This window comes from Vibrio sp. HI00D65, assembly GCF_001635455.1.
Lineage (GTDB): Bacteria > Pseudomonadota > Gammaproteobacteria > Enterobacterales > Vibrionaceae > Vibrio.
Genome location: NZ_LWEH01000102.1, coordinates 1 through 19,647 on the forward strand (window position 1 = coordinate 1; position 19,647 = coordinate 19,647).

Here is a 19,647-nt window from a genome sequence, read left to right on the forward strand (position 1 = left end):
AATTAATCATATGCAATTAAATATTTTCACCTTTAAGTTTATAGATGTTATTCACCTGTAAACCTACTATTTCGACATGCGACTGAGTTACACGGCGTTCAACAAGGAATATATTGTTTAGTTGAATACTCGAGCATCAGACACTTAAGGTAAAGATAATGATACGTAGGACAACATCACTTACCGGCTTAACTTTTTTATATTTATCAATAGGTAGTATTAATATTTCCGCAGCCTCTAGTATTGAAGGGGAATTTTTACACAATGTAGAACAAGATATTATTAATAACTATAGCGATTTATATAACATCTCTTCTGAAGATTTAGATAACTACTCAGAAATAGATATTACAAACAGTACTGATTCAAGTTCTGTCATTATTCAATACAGCCCTGGAATAAAAGCAAATAATAGAGCGAAGATAAAACAAAGCGGACACTCTAATTCTGCGAGTATTAACCAAGTGGGAAGTAATAATGTCGCATACATAAATCAAGACGGTTTTAACAATACCGCTGCAATTGGGCAGGTCGGCGGGAATAGCGAAGCGTTAATTTCCCAAGATGGAAGCCACAATTTAGCGGTTATAGGACAAGCGAACTTCTCTGGACAGGGTAGCCATTTAAGCATTGACCAAAAAGGTAATCACAATGTGGCGTTTTTGGCTGGCTCAGGAGGAGATAACTTAGGGATTTCTCAAGACGGACATGACTTTGCGATCGTCAATGCATCGAGCTCAATGAGAATCTTCATCAATCAAGCAAATTAGCGCGCAGTACGGATAGCTTGATTCAAAGCCACTTCATTTGAAGTGATACATAGTCGACATGGAAATGCACAAGGATACAACCTATGAAACTTACAAAAATTGGAATTTTAGTTGGTGCCATTATTGGTTTTAATGCAGCTCACGCAGATCCACTTCCAACTTCTGCATCTGCTCCAGGGGTGGGTGTGAAAGAGGGTGTTGCTGATCTAAGAATCTCTAACAAGGCTGAAGCAATTGAGCCCTTAGCTATGGATAATACTGCAATTTGGCAAATGGGTGATGGTGATAATGCTAACGTATTGATTGAGCAAGACACGTCAGGTGTCACTGATGGTCACATAGCACTTGTTGATACACAGAACAGCAAGAGCTCAGACGTAGTCGTTCTTCAAGACGGTAACCTCAATGAAGCACATGTAAAACTACGTTACAAAAAAAACAACGCGCTCATCGACCAAGATGGCTTGAGTAATCAAGCTAGAGTGAAAGTGAAAGGGTCAGGTAAAAATAACGACCTACGAGTAACTCAAGATGGTGACTTCAACATTTCCGTAGTGAAAGCGAAAGGCAGTTCACTTAGAAACGAAGCTGACGTATACATCAACGGTGACTCAAATACGACTTACACAGAGTTTAGTAATGGTGGCGTTGAGAGAAACGATGTGGCTATCGATATCTGGGGTGATGGAAACTACGTAGAAACTATCGTCAATACCGATATTGGTGGAGGTGATAGAAACGATGTAGACATCGACCTAATGAACAGTAACGATAACCGTCTGTTTACGTTACAAACTGGGTCATATTCAAACGCAACCATTGATTTGACGAACAGTGACATGAACCAAATCATGATTGAGCAAACGTCTTACGACAATGCCGCTGTGTTAGGTAGCGGTGCAAACGGAAACGTTGGTCTTATCTATCAAAATTAATATGAGATCTTTTACATATAATAAAGCGGCGTTCATCGCCGCTTTATTTTACCTAACACATTTATATACCTACGCAAGTCCTTTAGAAACTATTGAGTGTTCAATAATAAAGCAAGATATCATATTAAATATTGAGAACGACTCTCCATTCTCATTTACGCTAAAAACACATACCAATTCAAAGTATAATCAAAAAGTTAATAGCAGTAAGACGACTTTAATATTAGGATTAGATCAAGCCCCTGCAACATTAGAGAATAATACCAATAGCGAAGCATGGAAAATTTCCAAATTCTGTAAATTTACAAAGAATTGAAAACAAACTTAGAATAAACATACACTTCCAGTTAATAATATAATATACCTTCACGAGCTCTATTAGTTAGATGTAAAATAATTAAAATATTTGATGATAAGATTAGCGGAATACTAATCCGTGCTATAAACTTTAAAGTCCATTAAGTACGAGGTGATCAGTAAAGGAGTTTGCACATGGCTAGCCCGGGAGTTCATCAAGCCATTTTAATAGCAGAGAATAATTTGCAATCAACGCTGCTCAAAGAATCTATAGAACAAAAGGTAAAATTAGACATAAAATTAGTGTCACCAGAAAGGCTATCGACTAAGTCATTTCAAGCTCCTAACCTAGATTTGGTGATTATTGACTACCCTAACATGAGTAAACAGTACACCGTTAAATATCAAGAGCTAAGAGATGACACCGAGAATAACGCTCATGAAATATTACTCAATACGCCCAACGACTTCCCTCACTCAGAAATGCTCAAATGGCGGTACCTCGTTGGCATTTTTTACACGTCTGACACTCTTGAAAAACTAATGATAGGTTTTAACTGTGTCTTGCAGGGTGAAATGTGGATGAGTAGGAAGCTCATTTCCCAATATATTAGTTTCTATCGAGAGAGGCAGTGCGCGAAAACCAGCCCTTATTACCTCAAGCTCACTAAACGTGAACAGCAGATCATCAAGCTACTCGGTGATGGCTCATCAAACACGCAAATTGCGGACACGCTTTATGTGAGTGAGAATACCGTTAAGGCGCACCTTCACAATACATTTAAAAAGATCAAAGTGAAGAATCGCTTACAAGCGTTAATCTGGGTGAAAAACAACGTTGCTGCAAATGAATTCGTTCAATAACCCCATCCCTTGTGCTCTTAACCATAAACAATCAAAGCAATTAGAATGCCAAAAGCCCAAATACAAAAAAGCCGTAGCCTCCTCTATTGCAAATAGTACTGCGGCTTTTTCTAATGTGATCGGTTAAGAGGAATTCGATTGGACTGGCGTACCAGCCCCCACTCACTAGTTCCGAAACAGAACATTCAAATGCAAAAAAGCCGTAGCATCTCTGCTACGGCTTTCTTTAATATGGTCGGTGAAGAGGGATTCGAACCCCCGACCCTCTGGTCCCAAACCAGATGCGCTACCAAGCTGCGCTATTCACCGAAATATCTAACTGGCTCATTGCCTGTCGATGGAGCGTATAATACTGATTCTGAGTTTATCCGCAAGGGCTTTTTATGATATTTATTGCGAGCTTGAATCGTTCGAGCAAAATACATACAACAACAAGCTCGATGTGACGAAAAACACACAGTTACCAACAAGTAATTAACTTATGCAACAGGATTGATCCAGATCAGTGAATTGAGAATGCCACTCAATACACTAACCCATGTCATATAACTTTGAGGTATACACATGGACTTTTGGCTAGATCTCCTATTTGGTAATGCGGTGGGACTATCTTCAATGATAGTAATCTTCGGGGCTCTGGGTCTCATGATGTTTTATGGAGGCTTCTTCATCTACAAAGTTATGACTGACAAATCTCCTCACTAGAGTCGCTCAGCCTAAATCATTTACCTAAAGCCTCATTACTATAGGTAAATATGAAAACGCTTTGCACCGGAGCTGACTTCTCTTGTCTCCTCCGGTTTTTTCATTTTTAAACCCTACTCCAACTTAGGTATACTTACTCTATTATTCCCAACTTGAGATACACACTATGTCTCATGATGACGATTTAGATCTATTCCAACAAATGATGGGCGATGTTAAACGTATCGACCATGACACAGCAGAACACCAGAAAGTACATCGCGTTACAGAGTCTCAGCTTGCTAAGCGTGAAGCCGCTATGTGGCTCTCTGATGATGAGAAAGATTACCTATCACTCGATTATTCTCCGATGGTTAAGCCAGACGACGTTATTGCTTATAAGAAGGATGGTGTTCAGGAAGGCGTATATAAAAAACTGCGCCTTGGTAAGTACCCCATTCAGGCGAAACTCGATCTCCATAGAAAAACGCTGAAAGATGCTCGCAACGAAGTGCTGTCATTTTTACGCCAATGCTTAAGAATGGATGTTCGCACTGTCATTATCGTTCATGGGAAAGGAGAACGTTCAAATCCACCAGCGATGATGAAAAGCTACGTGACTAACTGGCTGACTCAGATCAACGATGTGCAATGTGTGCACTCAGCACAGCAATTTCACGGTGGCACCGGGGCTGTGTATGTCATGCTCAGAAAGAGTAACGAGAAAAAGTTAGAAAACAGAGAGCGTCATCAAAAGCGTACTAGCTGATCATTGAAATTCTGGATAGAGCTTTCACCCCAAGATCGATATTTAGTGCCTAGACTCAAACCAAATGCTAAAATTGTTGTCAGTTAACGAATTCAAACGTAAAGCAACTGCTCTGTAGTTGCTTTTTTGTTTCCCTATATTTCCGTTGTGAAACGCTAAGAGAATATCATGTCACAAGAATCCCAAGCTAAACGCCTTAACAAATACATCAGTGAAACTGGTTTTTGCTCACGCCGCGAAGCCGACAAACTGATTGATGCAGGTCGAGTTACTATTAATGGCAAAATCCCAGAAATGGGTACCAAAGTAATGCCAGGTGATGATGTTGAGATCGACAACCTACCGGTTCGCTCGAAAGAGAAGCCAATCTACATCGCTTTGAATAAGCCGACAGGTATTACCTGCACCACTGAACGTGATATTCCTGGAAACATCGTCGATTTCATCGGTCACCATAAGCGCATCTTCCCGATTGGCCGTTTGGATAAACCATCTGATGGTTTGATCTTCTTAACAAACGACGGTGACATCGTAAATAAGATTCTTCGTGCTGGTAACAACCACGAAAAAGAGTATGTGGTTCGTGTCGATAAACCAATCACCGGTGAATTCTTACAGAGAATGGCAGCGGGTGTGCCGATTCTGGATACGGTGACGTTGCCATGTAAAGTTGAGAAAGAAACTAAGTTCTCATTCCGAATCACATTAACGCAAGGTCTGAACCGTCAGATTCGTCGTATGTGTGAAGCACTGGGTTATGAAGTTTTCAAACTGCGTCGTGTTCGTATCATGAACATCTCTTTGGACGGCATTCCGAATGGAAAATGGCGTTACTTGAGCGAAGAAGAGATCGCAGAAATTCTAGCGATGTGTGAAGGTTCTGTTAGTACTGAAGACGCATCTAAAATTAATGCTAAGGGCCAACGTATCCGCAAGGCGACAGATGCTAAGCTGTTTGATAGCCGTGAAGAGAACCAAGCATCAACGGCTCGTCGAAATCAAAAAGAGAATCGCACTCGTACTTACCGTGGTAACAACGCGGATGAATTCCGTCATGCGCCGAATTCAAAGCGTGGTCGTAATTCATCGAATGGTGAAAACAGAGGCCAGAGTAAATGCAACACAGAAAATTGGAAATCGAATTCTCGCTCTGAGCGCTCTAGCTCAGACAACAAGAGTTCAGATCGCAATCGCACTGGCCGTGGTAATGCCGACCACCGAGCTGGCAAGCCGACTAATCGCCACCAAGAGTCAAACCGACCAAATAAGCCAGCAGCAAAACGTGTTGGTGGTACTCTAGGTCTGAAAAAGTAGAGTCACTCCATATACAAAAACGCCCACGACTATGTGGGCGTTTTATTTGTTATTTCATACTTCATGGCTTGTGACGACTAGCCATCAGCTTGCAAGCACAAATCAGTAAACTGAGCTCGAGTCAGTTGAGCTAAATCTTTAGGGGCGAGTTCAATTTCCAACCCTCGCTTTCCTGCACTTACGCAGATCGTTTCAAACTCCGTCGCACTGGAATGAACGAAAGTCGGCAGCGCTTTCTTCTGACCAAGCGGGCTGATTCCCCCTACTACATAACCTGTGGTTTTCTCAGCAATATCCGGGTTCGCCATCTCTGCTTTTTTGCCTTTTGCCGCTTTAGCCGCAAGTTTCAAATTTAGTTTCTGGTCGACAGGAATCACCGCAACAGCCAAGTCTTTAGCGACACCATTTAGGCAGAATAGCAGCGTTTTGAATACACGTTTAGGATCCTGCCCAAGTGCTTCAACAGCTTCTAATCCATAGTTGGTATTGTCGGCATCGTGGTGATACTGATGCACCGTATGAGCGATTTTCTTTTTCTTGGCAAGATTGATTGCAGGGGTCATAACAAATCCAAACGATAGATAAACAAAAAGCGACGCCGGAGCGTCGCTTTAGTTAAATTTATCATGGCGCTAGAGTCAATCGAATTTAGCGCTCAATGATCCAATTACTTGTAAACAATCTGACCAGAAGGTGCGTACTTGTTCACGTCAACTGGGCTATTCGCTTCTAGATACTCTTTTAGTACTTCAGCGTCAACAAAACCAGTGTTTACGTAGCCAGGGTGGTCAGACAGTTTAGGGTAGCCGTCACCACCAGCAGCGTTAAAGCTTGGTACTGTGAAGCGGTACGTTTCTTCTAAGTTAAGTGGCTTACCACCAATAACAACGTCAGACACTTCACCGTTCGCAACTGTCATTGAGATACCAGCAAATTGTGCGTAAGCACCTGAATCAATTGGCTTAGTCGCTACTACGTTTAGGTAATCTAGAACTTCTTTACCTGTCATGTCTGTGTAAGTCAGGATGTTTGCAAAAGGTTGTACTGTTAGTACATCTTTGTATGTTACTTCACCCGCTTCAATTGAATCACGAACACCACCAGAGTTCATCACAGCGAAGTCTGCTTTTGCACGCTCCATGTGAGAAGTTGCAATCAGACGACCTAGGTTAGTCTGTTGGAAACGAACCACGTTACGGTCACCTTCAAGCTTGCCATTTGTTTCAGCAATCTTAACTTCAAGCTGTGCTTGGCCTTGCTCTTGGAATGGACGTAGGAACTCTAGTAGTTCTGGATCTTGCGCAATCTCGTCTTGGATAAGTACGCGTTGCTTCTTACCGTCGATCTTAACCTTTTTCTTCAGGTTGACTGGGATTAGGTCGTAGCTCACCATTTCTAGTTCGCCATTACGGAATTCGTAATCAGCACGGCCTACGTATTTGCCCCATTCGTGAGCTTGAACGATGTAAGTACCGTTTTGAAGGTCAGGTTTGCACTCATCACCCGGCTTGAAGTTTTTCTTCGCTACGTTAGGGCCTTCCATACATACAGGCTCTTGAGAGTGACCACCAACGATCATGTCTAGGTCACCTTCGTCTAGATAACGTGCTAGTGCAACATCACCTGGTGCGTTAACGCCACGCTGACCATTTTCGTAGTGGCCCATGTGAGTCACAGCAAAGATAAGATCTGGTTTTTCTGTTTCTTTAAGTTCAGCGATCAGTTTCTTCGCTTCTTCTTTAGGGTCACGGAAATCGATACCTGCGATAAACTCAGGGTTACCAATCTTTTGAGTATCTTCAGTTGTTAAACCGATAACCGCGATTTTAATACCTTGCTTTTCAAACATCTCATAAGCTTGGAATTTACGTTCGCCAGTCGCTTTATCGTAGATATTTGCAGATAACATTGGGAAGTTAGCCCAGTCGATTTGCTTTTGCAGTACATCTAGTGAGTTATCAAACTCATGATTACCTAATGCCATTGCATCGTAACCAATCTTGTTCATACCTTTGAAATCAGGCTCTGCATCCTGAAGATCTGATTCTGGTACACCAGTGTTGATGTCACCACCAGATAGAAGCAACACGCTACCGCCTTCTGCTTCAACCTCTGCACGAAGTTGATCAATCAGCGTTTTACGCGCAGACATGCCGTATTCGCCGTATTTGTTCTGCCAGAAACGACCATGGTTGTCGTTGGTGTGAAGAATCGTTAGCTTGTAGGTTTCGTCTTGGTTCCAATCATGAGCAGATTGAGACGCACAACCAGCTAAAGTCGCTAGAATTGCAGCACTTAGTGCTGTCTTTAGAATAAGGCGTTGCTTCATTGTCATACCTTTGAACTTTTTAGGGGAATCCACTGCTTCTGCCACTCCCATAACTCCCATGCATCGTTAATAAACATGGTTAGAGAATGGTAAAACTTGAGTTAGTTTAAATTAAGACAGTAAACCTAAAAGAGTGATTTCATATTTATGTAGGATAGATCACCTTAATCCCCTATCGGGTGTGTAACAAAGCGACAAAGTTGCAGTTGAGCAAATAAATGATCACAGGCAAACGTTTCCATAGTTTTTAGATTATTTGTGATTTACTCAATTCAGCTTCCCCATAAAGTGACATTCGTTAAATTTATTCGATTTATCAGAGTCTTAATGGTTGCGTTATAACATTGCAAAACATACTGACACTAGATTAAGGAGCTAAAGCTAGTCGCCATTCGCTTAGCTATAGGTACAAAAAAGCCGGCAATTACGCCGGCTATGAATTCTATACAGTTCGCTTATTTAATATCGATGTGGTCAAAGCCTTTGATAAGGTCATCAAGTGCTTTCATCTGCTTCAAAAACGGCTCTAGCTTGTCTAGAGGCAGTGCAGATGGACCATCACAACGCGCTTGATCTGGGTTCGGGTGAGCTTCAATGAAAAGACCAGCAATACCGGTCGCTAAGCCAGCTTTTGCAAGTTCAACTGTTTGCTCACGACGACCGCCAGATGCAGCACCTGAAGGATCACGCATCTGTAGAGAGTGCGTCACGTCAAAGATGATCGGGCTACCGTTTGAAGACTTCTTCATTACGCCAAAACCAAGCATATCTACAACTAGGTTGTCATAACCCATGCAAGAGCCACGCTCACAAAGGATAATCTTGTCGTTGCCACATTCAGCGAATTTATCCACGATGTTACCAACTTGGTTCGGGCTCATGAACTGAGGCTTCTTCACGTTGATAACTGCGCCAGTCTTAGCCATCGCTTCAACAAGGTCAGTTTGACGAGCTAAGAATGCTGGAAGTTGAATAACATCAACCACATCAGCAACCGGCTGAGCTTGCGCTTCAGTGTGAACATCGGTGATTATCTTCACGCCGAATGTGTCTTTCAATTCTTGGAAGATTTTTAGACCTTCTTCCATACCAGGTCCACGGTATGAGTGAACTGAGCTACGGTTAGCCTTATCGAAAGACGCCTTAAATACATAAGGAATACCCAGCTTTTCAGTCACTTTCACGTAGTGCTCACAGATCTGCATTGCTAGATCACGAGATTCAAGAACGTTCATGCCTGCAAATAGCGTGAATGGCTTGTCGTTAGCAATTGGCATATCGCCAATATGAACTGTTTTCTGTTCCATTATATTCTCTCTGAATAGTTAGTAATTAGTGAACAATCACGGTCTTTTCGTTCATGACGTTCACTTGAGATTTCAGTAACTCAGATGCAGGGTCATCTGGGCATTGGTCGATAAAATATTGGTAATCCGCTGCTGCCACTTGGTGACAATCCAACTGCTGATAGATAAAGCCACGATCACGAATCTCATACGGATCGTCAGGTACAAACGTTAAAGCAAGGTCTGTACATTTCAATGCAAGCGTAAAGCGCTCTTCTCTCAGTAGTGCACTCTTTAGTAGCGCTAGCCACTTACCAATGATTGTTGGATGGTCAGCTACTTCTAAATGCTCAGATTTTAGCTCAGCTAGAGGGCCATCATGGCCGATCAGCCACGCTCGCAGTGTCTGCTCACCAACGTATTCACCATTGTATGGGTTGATATACACTGCTGCTTGGCCGTACCAAGTCACTTTAAGAAGAAACTGGGTCGGGAAAGAGACACCCTCTACAGGAAAGCCTAGCTTGCGACATAGAAAAAGAAAGATCGCACCAAGACTAACTGGAATGCCTTTCTTACGCTCTAGCACTTTATCGATGAAAGCGTTCTCTGAAGAGAAGTAAGCGTCTTTATCACCCGCAAAGCCCCATTCATAGAAGAATAGTCGAATAAAGGACTCAAACTTACGTTGCTCGTCGGTTTCATGAACCAAAGCAAACTCAGCTTCTTTAAACAGTCTTGCCAGCTCTTGCTCAGCCCAACTGTCTTGAGTGTCTGGGTTAATCGCTTTATTTAAGATCAATGCACCTTCAGCTAATTCTAGCTGGTCAAAGTCTTCGTCAAAAAATTCGTACATAGGTAGTTAACCGAAATAAGGAGATCATTAACCGAAAAATGTTGGCGTCTTCGTCATCGCAATTTTGCCTGCCATAGCTAACCAGCCAAGCGCACCGAAGAATGAGAATACTCTCAATAGTTTATTTTTACCCAGTTTCAGCGCAAAGAAACCCAATGCGATGTAAGCCATCACACAAGTTAGCTTTTCTGTTAGCCATGGCGCAGCTGGAGTAAATGGAATAAAGCCAGTGATAAAGATCAAGCCAATACCCGATAGCAATAGCAACGAGTCGTTGATATGAGGGAAACGCTGCAAGAAAGGGTGCTTAAGCTTTGGTGAGTTCGCCATCATAAGAACGAAACGAATTGAAAGAAGTGACACGCTTATCGCAATCGTTAGTAGGTGAAAATGTTTTAAACCTTCGTACATGGTATTCCTTTATATTTTTATATGTGCTTTCGTTAACACGAGCGACATTGGGCCCGTTGTTGCTCTGTATTTCTGCGTTAAATGCATTACCGAGTCAAATGTAATTTCGCGTTAAAGGTATCAATTTCGTAAGTTCGCCCTCTAGGGTTACATGAGTGGCTAGCAACGACTATGCCCCCAGCAAATGACAACGAACTATGAGCAATAACGACCTAATGTCACTCGGTCATTGCCGCCGTAATCTTTCTCAGTGACCACATCGAGATAACCTAACGTTTGCATTATCTCACGTACAGCCACGCCTTGGTCGTAACCGTGTTCAAAAGCCAACCACCCCTCATTTTCTAAAAAGCCACGTGCGTTTTCAGAAATGTAGCGAATATCAGCAAGCCCTTTCTCTTCAGCAACAAGCGCAGTAATCGGCTCAAAGCGCACATCCCCCTGAGATAGGTGAGGATCATCTTTCTCTATGTAAGGTGGGTTTGAGACAATCAGTGAGAACTTTACTTCACCGCCATCAGAAGCCAGATCGCTAAGCGGATCAAACCAACTGCCATGCAAGAACGTGGCATTGGTGATGTTTAAGCGTTTCGCATTCTCTGTTGCAAGCGCTTGAGCTTCAAGACGAAGATCAATGCCTGTTACTGGCCGATTTGGCATCTCAGACGCCAGCGCCAATGCAATAGCACCAGTACCTGTACCTAAATCAAGAATCGCACCTTGTTTGTCATAAGTTTTATCTAACGCAACTTCAACCAAACGCTCTGTATCTGGGCGAGGAATTAAAGTAGATGGCGAAACTTTTAACGGTAGCGACCAAAACTCACGTTCACCGACAATGTAAGCCACAGGCTCACCGGTTAAGCGACGTTTTAAAAGGGCTTGAAATTCAGCTTCTTGCTCTGAGGTAAGGTGCTTCTCAGGCCAAGTTAACAGGTAAGATCTTGGTTTATCTAAAACGTGACAAAGCAGTACCGCTGCATCAATTGAGGGTGACGTGTTGTCACCCTCTTGAAGCGCTACGATTGCTGCTTTTAATGCACTTTCAACCGTATAGGCAGATTGCATAGGATCTAGTTGTTCTCGGCTAGCGCAGCAAGTTGGTCTGCTTGGTGCTCTTGTAGAACCGGATCAATCAGACTTTGCATGTCACCTTCTAGCACTTCGTTCAGGCGGTAAAGTGTTAGGTTGATGCGGTGATCAGAAACACGACCTTGCGGGTAGTTGTAAGTACGGATACGGTCACTACGGTCACCCGAGCCTAGCAGGTTACGACGCGTGTCTGATACTTCAGCAGCACGACGCTCTTCTTCAGCTTGTACAATTCGCGCAGCAAGAACAGCCATCGCCTTCGCTTTGTTTTTGTGCTGAGAACGCTCGTCCTGACACTCTACCACAGTACCTGTTGGCAAGTGAGTAATACGGATAGCTGAATCCGTAGTGTTAACGTGCTGACCACCCGCGCCAGACGCTCGGAATGTATCGATTTTCAGGTCTGCAGCCTTAATTTCTGGAAGATCCGCCTCTGGGATTTCAGGCATAACAGCAACAGTACATGCAGAAGTATGAACACGGCCTTGAGATTCAGTCTCTGGTACACGTTGCACACGGTGACCGCCTGACTCAAACTTCATCACACCGTAAACGCCTTCACCGCTTACTTTAGCTATCATCTCTTTGTAGCCGCCTTGCTCTGAGTCATTGCTGCTCATTACCTCAACGCGCCAGCCTTTCTTCTCTGCAAACTTAGAGTACATACGGAAAAGGTTACCCGCGAAGATACCCGCTTCATCACCGCCCGCACCGGCACGGATCTCTAGGAAACAGTTACGCTCATCGTTTGGATCTTTAGGAAGAAGAAGAATCTGAAGTTCGTCAGTTAGACGCTCAATCGCCTCTTTCGCTTCTTTAATCTCTTCCTGCGCCATTTCGCGCATCTCTTCGTCGTCTTCCTGCGCCATATCTTCGGCAGCTTCTAGATCGTCTTGAGCTTGCTGGTAAGCTTGGAAGCACTTAGTCACTTCTTCTAACTGAGAGTACTCTTTAGATAGTGCACGGAATTTGTTTTGATCACCGATCACATCTGGATCGCCAAGCAGGTGTTGAACTTCTTCGTAGCGTTCAACAAGTGTTTCAAGCTTTACTAGAATCGAGGCTTTCATAATGTCTTATCTTATTGGAGGTCTAATATTATTGAGGGTCTTCTAGGCCCAAACTCTGTCTAATGACCGTTAATTTCGCAGGTTCTCCTTGCTCAGCAGCACTTTGTAGTGCGCGGGTTGGAGCATGGATCAATTTGTTTGTGAGCTTATTACTAAGCTCTAGTAAAACTTTCTCAGGGTCACCGCCAGCGGCAAGTGATTGTAAACTTTTACTCAATAATTCTTCGCGGATTTCATTCGCTGCCTTTCGGTACTCACGAATACTGTCGACCGCTTGTAGTGAGCGCATCCAACTCATGAACGCGGCACTTTCTTCACTGACGATCGCTTCAGCTTGGATTGCTTCCACTTTGCGTTGCTCGATGTTGCCGTTAACAATCGACTGCAAATCATCAACCGAATACAGGTAAGCATCGTTCAGCTCGCCAACCTGTGATTCCACATCACGAGGCACCGCAATATCAACCAATAACATAGGTTGATGCTTTCTTGTCTTTAGAGCAGTCTCAACCATACCTTTACCAATAATTGGCAGCGGGCTTGCGGTTGAACTGATCACAATATCAGCTCTATGCAGGTGATCCGGAATTTCATTTAAGCTGATTACTTCCGCACCAAACTCTTCGGCTAGCCCTAAAGCACGCTCACGAGTTCGGTTAGCCACAATCATTTTAGTACAGCCATTTGCTGAAAGATGCTTAGCCACGAGTTCAATCGTTTCACCAGCGCCAACTAACAGCACCGTAGAATCAGCAATCGACTCAAAAATATGTTTAGCTAGAGTACAAGCTGCGTAAGCCACAGACACCGCACTTCCGCCGATTTCTGTTTCAGTTCGAACGCGCTTCGCCACAGAAAATGATTTCTGAAACAGCTTTTCCATTGAAGCATCAACAGACTTACTACCACGAGAGTCTGTATAAGCTTGCTTAACCTGACCTAAGATTTGCGGCTCACCCAAAACCAAAGAGTCCAAACCACAAGCAACGCGCATTAAATGTTTAATTGCGGCCTGCTCTTCATGGATATAAAGACTTGGCTTTAGCTCTTCAGGGCTAACTTGATGGAAAACCGACAACCAATCGATAAGCTTGTTTTTTGCTCCGCTTTTAACGTCACAATACACTTCAGTTCGATTACAGGTAGAAAGTATGACACTTCCATTTACGTGTGCATTTGCGTTAAGTTGCTTGAGCGCCTCAGACAGTTTGTCTGGACCAAAAGCGACTTTTTCTCGCAATTCAACCGACGCTGTATTGTGATTGATACCTACGGCAAGCAAAGACATGTATCAGAAGTTCTCGATCAGGGAATAGAAACAGGGGGCAAATTTTACTTGATGCATGGCTCTATTTAAAGAGCAAGCGGGATTTGTTTTCCTGACTTCGTGAATTCAATGCTATAATTGAATCGTTTTTTAGATAAATTTGAACAAGTTGTGAGCAAATATGGGCAAGCTTCGTAAATTCGCGTTTCTTATTTTTATTACCATAATCATGGTGGGTTGCTCGTCTATCCCGGAGCAACCGACAAGTGTTGAATGGCAAGCGCACCAAATCCGCCTATTGCAGATAGAAAACTATCAAGCTTCCGGTAAGCTTGCTTACATCTCTCCCGAGCAGCGCCTAAGCCTCAATTTTGTTTGGAAGCACTCTCCAAACCAAAGCCAATTAAGATTCACCAATTTCCTTGGCCAGACCTCATTAAACCTGACCATTGATCCATCTGGCGCCAAAGTCGTCACTTATGATGACCAAGTATTTACCCACTCAAGCGCCTCTATCTTGGTTGAACAGCTTACAGGCTTGAAAATCCCAGTTGATCATCTGCCACAATGGTTCCTTGGCATTCCAGACCAAGCGGATAGCTATCAGCTAAATACAACGAACACCCTTGAGTCACTGACCATGCAAGTCAGTAACCAACTATGGACTCTGAGTTTTGCAAACTATCGCAACACAGATATGCCGAGTACGCTGCAATCTGGTGAAAACAAAGCAAATGTAGAGACGATTCCGCTCCCTACTCGACTCTCTTTCAAGCAAGACCAAAATAAAATCAACATCGTAGTTTCGAAGTGGGCACTGAAAAAATGATTACAACGCCAACACACTGGCCTTCTCCAGCAAAACTGAATCTATTTCTTTATATCACTGGCCGACGCGATAATGGTTACCACGAACTTCAAACACTATTTCAGTTCGTTGACTTTGGTGATGAACTAACAATTACCGCAAACTCAGAAACGAGTTCGATAACCATCACGCCAGAAATACCTGGAGTAGCGCTTGAAGATAACCTGATCTGGAAAGCCGCTACTGCACTTCAGCAATACACCTCAACCTCTTTCGGTGCCGATATTGAGCTAAAGAAAGTGCTACCAATGGGTGGTGGTATTGGTGGAGGCTCTTCAAATGCTGCAACTGTGTTGGTTGCACTCAATTACTTGTGGCAACTAAATCTTTCTGATGATCAACTTGCAGAGATCGGTCTTAAGCTTGGTGCAGATGTTCCAGTGTTTGTACGAGGCTATGCCGCCTTTGCTGAAGGCGTCGGTGAGCAGCTGTTACCTGCTAATCCGGATGAAAAATGGTACCTCGTGGTCAAACCTCAAGCGAGCATAGCAACTGTGGACATATTCACACATCCAGAATTAACCAGAAATACGCCAAAGCGAGCGCTATCAACGCTTCTAGAGCAAGAATACGTAAACGATTGCGAAAAAGTTGTTCGAATGCTGTACCCAGAGGTTGATAAGCAACTTTCATGGCTGCTACAATACGCGCCGTCGAGATTGACTGGCACAGGCTCGTGCGTTTTTGCTGAATTTAGCAGCAAAAAAGAAGCCGAATTGTTGCTAGAAAAACTGCCTGACACCGTTTCCGCATTTGTAGCGAAAGGACGAAACATTTCTCCTTTGAAAGAAACGCTGGCTGAATACCACTCAGCCCACCCACAATCTATTTAAAACTGGACGCAACCCGAGGTTTCCACCGTGCCTGATATGAAGCTATTTGCTGGTAACGCAACACCTGAACTAGCCCAACGTATTGCTGATCGTCTATACATCTCTCTTGGCGATGCTACTGTAGACCGTTTTTCTGATGGCGAAGTCGCTGTTCAAATCAATGAAAACGTTCGTGGTAGCGATGTATTCCTGATTCAATCAACTTGTGCACCAACCAATGACAACCTAATGGAATTGGTGGTAATGATTGACGCAATGCGCCGCGCTTCTGCTGGCCGTATTACTGCTGTAATCCCTTACTTCGGTTATGCTCGTCAAGATCGTCGTGTACGTTCTGCACGTGTGCCAATTACTGCAAAAGTTGTTGCAGACTTCCTTTCTAACGTTGGCGTAGACCGCGTTCTTACTATCGACCTACACGCAGAGCAAATCCAAGGCTTCTTCGATGTGCCAGTTGATAACATCTTCGGTACTCCAGTACTTCTAGAAGACATGGCTAACCGTGGCCTAGAAAACCCAGTTGTGGTTTCTCCAGACCTTGGTGGTGTTGTACGTGCTCGTGCAACGGCTAAAGCTCTAGGTGATGTTGATATCGCTATCGTTGATAAGCGTCGTCCACGTGCTAACGTTTCTGAAGTAATGAACCTAATCGGTGATGTTGAAGGCCGCGACTGTGTTATCGTTGATGACATGATCGATACAGGCGGCACATTATGTAAAGCAGCTGAAGCGCTTAAAGAGCGCGGTGCTAAGCGTGTATTCGCTTACGCAACTCACGCAGTTTTCTCTGGTACTGCTGCGAACAACATCAAGAACTCTGTTCTAGACCAAGTTATCGTAACGGATTCTATCTCTCTATCTCCAGAGATGGCTGCTACAGGCAAAGTAACAACACTTAGCCTTTCTCGCATGCTTGCTGAAGCGATTCGTCGTATCAGCAACGAAGAATCAATCTCAGCGATGTTCAACTAATCAAAGCTATTTAGCTTTGTTTTAGAAACTCGTGAGAGAAAGACATTAAGCACTTCATTAAATGAAGTGCTTTTTTTATATCTGGTGACTGTTGTTTATCACACCTCGGAATAATCATAGTGTTATCAGCTAGCTCGCACCTTTTTCATAAATTGTGATATCATACGGCGCTTTTTGAAATCCCAAGAGAGATCCATACCTTGAGCCAACAAATAAAACTTCTCGTTGGACTGGCAAATCCAGGTCCAGAATACGCCAAAACTCGCCATAATGCGGGTGCTTGGGTAGTTGAAGAATTAGCACGTGTACACAACGTAACACTGAAGAACGAACCAAAGTTCTTTGGCCTAACGGGTCGTATCATGGTTCATGGTGAAGATCTTCGTTTGCTGATTCCAACGACTTTTATGAACTTGTCAGGCAAAGCAGTTGCAGCTTTGACAAAGTTCTACCAAATTAAACCAGAAGAGATCATGGTTGCTCATGATGAGTTAGACCTTCCTCCTGGTATTGGAAAGTTCAAAAAAGGTGGTGGTCATGGTGGACACAACGGTCTAAAAGACATCATTAGCAAACAGGGTAACAATAAAGAATTCTATCGTCTGAGATTGGGCATCGGCCATCCTGGGCACAAAGATAAAGTTGCAGGTTATGTATTAGGCAAAGCTCCGCAAAAAGAGCAAGAGTGTATCGAGGCCGTCGTTGACGAATCGGTTCGCAGCCTAGACATCTTATTAAAAGATGGCCTACCAAAAGCACAAAATCGCTTACATACGTTCAAAGCAGAATAAGGTTTATATCATGGGTTTTAAATGTGGCATCGTTGGTCTACCAAACGTTGGTAAGTCAACTCTGTTTAACGCACTGACTAAAGCAGGCATCGAAGCAGCAAACTTTCCATTTTGTACGATCGAACCAAACACAGGTATCGTTCCGGTTCCAGATCTACGCTTAGATGCATTAGCAAAAATTGTTAATCCACAAAAGATCCTTCCAACAACGATGGAATTCGTTGATATCGCTGGCTTAGTTGCTGGTGCATCTAAAGGTGAAGGTCTTGGTAACAAATTCCTAGCGAACATTCGTGAAACTGACGCGATCGGTCACGTTGTACGCTGCTTTGAAAACGAAAACATTGTTCACGTTTCTGGCAAAGTATCTCCAATCGAAGATATCGAAGTGATCAACCTTGAACTTGCACTGGCTGACTTAGATAGCTGTGAGCGTGCAATTCAGCGTAACGCCAAGAAAGCAAAAGGCGGCGACAAAGACGCTAAATTCGAAATCACTGTACTAGAGAAGCTACTACCAGTTCTTACTGAAGGTGGTATGGCGCGTACTGTTGAACTAGCGAAAGAAGAAGCAGCAGCAATCGGCTACCTAAACTTCCTAACACTTAAGCCAACAATGTACATCGCAAACGTTGCTGAAGATGGTTTTGAAAACAACCCTTACCTAGATGCTGTTCGTGAATACGCTGCAAAAGAGAACAACGTTGTTGTTGCTGTATGTGCTGCTATCGAATCTGAGCTTTCTGAGCTTGACGACGAAGATCGTGAAGAGTTCCTAGCGGACATGGGTATCGAAGAACCAGGTCTAAACCGAGTAATCCGATCTGGTTACGAACTACTTACTCTTCAAACTTACTTCACAGCGGGTGTTAAAGAAGTTCGCGCTTGGACAATTCCTGTAGGCGCAACAGCTCCACAGGCGGCTGGTAAGATCCACACAGACTTCGAAAAAGGCTTCATCCGAGCTGAAGTTGTTGGTTTTGATCACTTCATCGAATTTAACGGTGAGAGCGGCGCAAAAGACGCAGGTAAATGGCGTCTTGAAGGCAAAGAATACATCGTAAAAGATGGTGACGTTGTTCACTTCCGCTTCAACGTATAATTGCTGATTAAATATCGGACAAAAGGCCAGTGAATTTCACTGGCCTTTTTGTTTTTACTCTTTAGCAAGAGTTTAACATCAGAAAGTTAACTTCCTATATATATCGACTTTTTGACCTATTTTTTGCCGACAAATACGCCTCTTTGACTAAAAAGAAACCGAACAGATGTTTAATCGTGATTTATTCAAAAAAAAAGTTGACGGGTTTCACTCAACTACGCATAATGCGCCCCGTTCACAGCGAAGCGGCAACGTTTCAAAACGAGCGACAATTTGGAAATGGCTACTTAGCTCAGTTGGTTAGAGCACATCACTCATAATGATGGGGTCGCAGGTTCAAATCCCGCAGTAGCCACCATTTCCTAAGCACTCTACTCGTTATTAAACACTTGTTTTTAAACATACAGAGTTTTTAGGAAATAAAGCGGACGTGGCGGAATTGGTAGACGCACCAGATTTAGGTTCTGGCGCCGCAAGGTGTGAGAGTTCAAGTCTCTCCGTCCGCACCATATTGAGGTGTCTTAATTGATATCATTGTTGGGCTATCGCCAAGCGGTAAGGCACCGGCTTTTGATGCCGGCATTCCCTGGTTCGAATCCAGGTAGCCCAGCCACAATTTAAAGTGTAATTATCTTTAAAAAGATAATGGCATTGAAAGCAAGATTATATTATATTGTCTCGCTCTCAGATGGCTACTTAGCTCAGTTGGTTAGAGCACATCACTCATAATGATGGGGTCGCAGGTTCAAATCCCGCAGTAGCCACCACTTATGTAACGTCATATTGGATCACCAATATTCAATATGACTATAAAGATTTGCTGCGGTCGTGGCGGAATTGGTAGACGCACCAGATTTAGGTTCTGGCGCCGAGAGGTGTGAGAGTTCAAGTCTCTCCGACCGCACCATTATTTAGATGTCTTAATTGATGTCATTGTTGGGCTATCGCCAAGCGGTAAGGCACCGGCTTTTGATGCCGGCATTCCCTGGTTCGAATCCAGGTAGCCCAGCCACTATTTAAAACTCCTTGCTAACAGCAATGAGCACAACGTTTTATTGAGTCACCAATACTCAGTATAACTATAAAGATTTGCTGCGGTCGTGGCGGAATTGGTAGACGCACCAGATTTAGGTTCTG

General features: G+C 43.4%; 19 protein-coding genes and 7 tRNA genes. 17 read left to right on the plus strand and 9 right to left on the minus strand.

Annotated features, from left to right (window positions below; translation table 11 throughout):
• Positions 1-158 precede the first annotated feature (158 nt).
• From A3712_RS09885 to A3712_RS09900, 3 genes are all read left to right on the plus strand, one after another.
• Positions 159-770: a curlin subunit CsgB gene (locus A3712_RS09885; RefSeq protein WP_063523306.1), complete on the plus strand. Its 612-nt coding sequence runs from the start codon at positions 159-161 to the stop codon at positions 768-770.
• An 83-nt stretch (positions 771-853) separates the two neighbouring features.
• Entirely contained in the window at positions 854-1,705 is an 852-nt protein-coding gene (locus A3712_RS09890; protein ID WP_063523307.1) for a curlin, read from the plus strand.
• A gap of 492 nt (positions 1,706-2,197) precedes the next feature.
• On the plus strand, positions 2,198-2,866 hold the full coding sequence (locus tag A3712_RS09900) for a LuxR C-terminal-related transcriptional regulator (protein WP_063523309.1): 669 nt from the start codon (positions 2,198-2,200) through the stop codon (positions 2,864-2,866).
• A 232-nt stretch (positions 2,867-3,098) separates the two neighbouring features.
• On the opposite strand, the gene A3712_RS09905 is transcribed toward A3712_RS09900, so the two are convergent.
• Positions 3,099-3,175, minus strand: a tRNA-Pro gene (locus A3712_RS09905).
• Between the two features lie 255 nt (positions 3,176-3,430).
• Between A3712_RS09905 and A3712_RS26685 the strand changes: the two genes are divergently transcribed.
• The 3 genes from A3712_RS26685 (at position 3,431) to rluF (ending at position 5,633) form a co-directional block, all read left to right on the plus strand.
• Positions 3,431-3,571 carry a DUF3149 domain-containing protein gene (locus tag A3712_RS26685; protein ID WP_004739790.1) on the plus strand — a complete coding sequence of 47 codons (141 nt, stop codon included), beginning with the start codon at positions 3,431-3,433 and terminating at the stop codon, positions 3,569-3,571.
• A gap of 166 nt (positions 3,572-3,737) precedes the next feature.
• Positions 3,738-4,319 (plus strand): DNA endonuclease SmrA, encoded by a 582-nt coding sequence (gene smrA / locus A3712_RS09910; protein WP_004739792.1) that lies wholly within the window; start codon positions 3,738-3,740, stop codon positions 4,317-4,319.
• A gap of 168 nt (positions 4,320-4,487) precedes the next feature.
• The gene (gene rluF / locus A3712_RS09915) at positions 4,488-5,633 is read left to right on the plus strand and encodes a 23S rRNA pseudouridine(2604) synthase RluF (protein ID WP_063523310.1); all 1,146 of its coding nucleotides are present in this window, start codon (positions 4,488-4,490) and stop codon (positions 5,631-5,633) included.
• Positions 5,634-5,710: 77 nt separating this feature from the next.
• Here the strand turns inward: rluF and ybaK are convergent, their stop codons facing one another.
• The 8 genes from ybaK to hemA form a co-directional block, all read right to left on the minus strand.
• A complete protein-coding gene (gene ybaK / locus A3712_RS09920; RefSeq protein ID WP_063523311.1) occupies positions 5,711-6,196 on the minus strand; it encodes a Cys-tRNA(Pro) deacylase in 486 nt (161 codons plus the stop codon).
• Positions 6,197-6,300: 104 nt separating this feature from the next.
• The gene (ushA, locus tag A3712_RS09925; RefSeq protein WP_063523319.1) at positions 6,301-7,962 is read right to left on the minus strand and encodes a bifunctional UDP-sugar hydrolase/5'-nucleotidase UshA; all 1,662 of its coding nucleotides are present in this window, start codon (positions 7,960-7,962) and stop codon (positions 6,301-6,303) included.
• 455 nt (positions 7,963-8,417) lie between these two features.
• Positions 8,418-9,269, minus strand: a complete 852-nt coding sequence (kdsA, locus tag A3712_RS09930) for a 3-deoxy-8-phosphooctulonate synthase (RefSeq protein WP_061034145.1) — start codon at positions 9,267-9,269, stop codon at positions 8,418-8,420.
• Positions 9,270-9,294: 25 nt separating this feature from the next.
• Positions 9,295-10,104 (minus strand): SirB1 family protein, encoded by an 810-nt coding sequence (locus A3712_RS09935; protein ID WP_063523312.1) that lies wholly within the window; start codon positions 10,102-10,104, stop codon positions 9,295-9,297.
• A gap of 27 nt (positions 10,105-10,131) precedes the next feature.
• Positions 10,132-10,515, minus strand: coding sequence for a SirB2 family protein (locus A3712_RS09940; RefSeq protein WP_004739804.1), 384 nt, complete (start codon positions 10,513-10,515; stop codon positions 10,132-10,134).
• Between the two features lie 195 nt (positions 10,516-10,710).
• Positions 10,711-11,583 (minus strand): peptide chain release factor N(5)-glutamine methyltransferase, encoded by an 873-nt coding sequence (prmC, locus tag A3712_RS09945; RefSeq protein WP_063523313.1) that lies wholly within the window; start codon positions 11,581-11,583, stop codon positions 10,711-10,713.
• Positions 11,584-11,588: 5 nt separating this feature from the next.
• Positions 11,589-12,677: a peptide chain release factor 1 gene (gene prfA, locus A3712_RS09950; RefSeq protein WP_004739807.1), complete on the minus strand. Its 1,089-nt coding sequence runs from the start codon at positions 12,675-12,677 to the stop codon at positions 11,589-11,591.
• A 28-nt stretch (positions 12,678-12,705) separates the two neighbouring features.
• Positions 12,706-13,965: a glutamyl-tRNA reductase gene (gene hemA, locus A3712_RS09955; RefSeq protein WP_063523314.1), complete on the minus strand. Its 1,260-nt coding sequence runs from the start codon at positions 13,963-13,965 to the stop codon at positions 12,706-12,708.
• 160 nt (positions 13,966-14,125) lie between these two features.
• Between hemA and lolB the strand changes: the two genes are divergently transcribed.
• The 11 genes from lolB (at position 14,126) to A3712_RS10010 (ending at position 19,522) form a co-directional block, all read left to right on the plus strand.
• Positions 14,126-14,773: a lipoprotein insertase outer membrane protein LolB gene (lolB, locus tag A3712_RS09960; RefSeq protein ID WP_063523315.1), complete on the plus strand. Its 648-nt coding sequence runs from the start codon at positions 14,126-14,128 to the stop codon at positions 14,771-14,773.
• On the plus strand, positions 14,770-15,645 hold the full coding sequence (gene ispE / locus A3712_RS09965; RefSeq protein ID WP_063523316.1) for a 4-(cytidine 5'-diphospho)-2-C-methyl-D-erythritol kinase: 876 nt from the start codon (positions 14,770-14,772) through the stop codon (positions 15,643-15,645). Before lolB ends, ispE begins: the two co-directional genes overlap by 4 nt.
• Before the next feature lie 27 nt (positions 15,646-15,672).
• On the plus strand, positions 15,673-16,617 hold the full coding sequence (locus A3712_RS09970) for a ribose-phosphate pyrophosphokinase (RefSeq protein ID WP_004739814.1): 945 nt from the start codon (positions 15,673-15,675) through the stop codon (positions 16,615-16,617).
• 200 nt (positions 16,618-16,817) lie between these two features.
• Positions 16,818-17,408, plus strand: coding sequence for an aminoacyl-tRNA hydrolase (pth, locus tag A3712_RS09975; protein WP_063523317.1), 591 nt, complete (start codon positions 16,818-16,820; stop codon positions 17,406-17,408).
• Between the two features lie 10 nt (positions 17,409-17,418).
• Positions 17,419-18,510 (plus strand): redox-regulated ATPase YchF, encoded by a 1,092-nt coding sequence (gene ychF, locus A3712_RS09980; protein WP_063523318.1) that lies wholly within the window; start codon positions 17,419-17,421, stop codon positions 18,508-18,510.
• A gap of 281 nt (positions 18,511-18,791) precedes the next feature.
• Positions 18,792-18,868 (plus strand) — tRNA-Met (locus tag A3712_RS09985).
• A 66-nt stretch (positions 18,869-18,934) separates the two neighbouring features.
• A tRNA-Leu gene (locus A3712_RS09990) sits at positions 18,935-19,019 on the plus strand.
• Positions 19,020-19,048: 29 nt separating this feature from the next.
• A tRNA-Gln gene (locus A3712_RS09995) sits at positions 19,049-19,123 on the plus strand.
• A 77-nt stretch (positions 19,124-19,200) separates the two neighbouring features.
• A tRNA-Met gene (locus A3712_RS10000) sits at positions 19,201-19,277 on the plus strand.
• A 55-nt stretch (positions 19,278-19,332) separates the two neighbouring features.
• Positions 19,333-19,417: transfer RNA gene (locus A3712_RS10005), tRNA-Leu, on the plus strand.
• A gap of 30 nt (positions 19,418-19,447) precedes the next feature.
• Positions 19,448-19,522: transfer RNA gene (locus A3712_RS10010), tRNA-Gln, on the plus strand.
• Positions 19,523-19,647 lie beyond the last annotated feature (125 nt).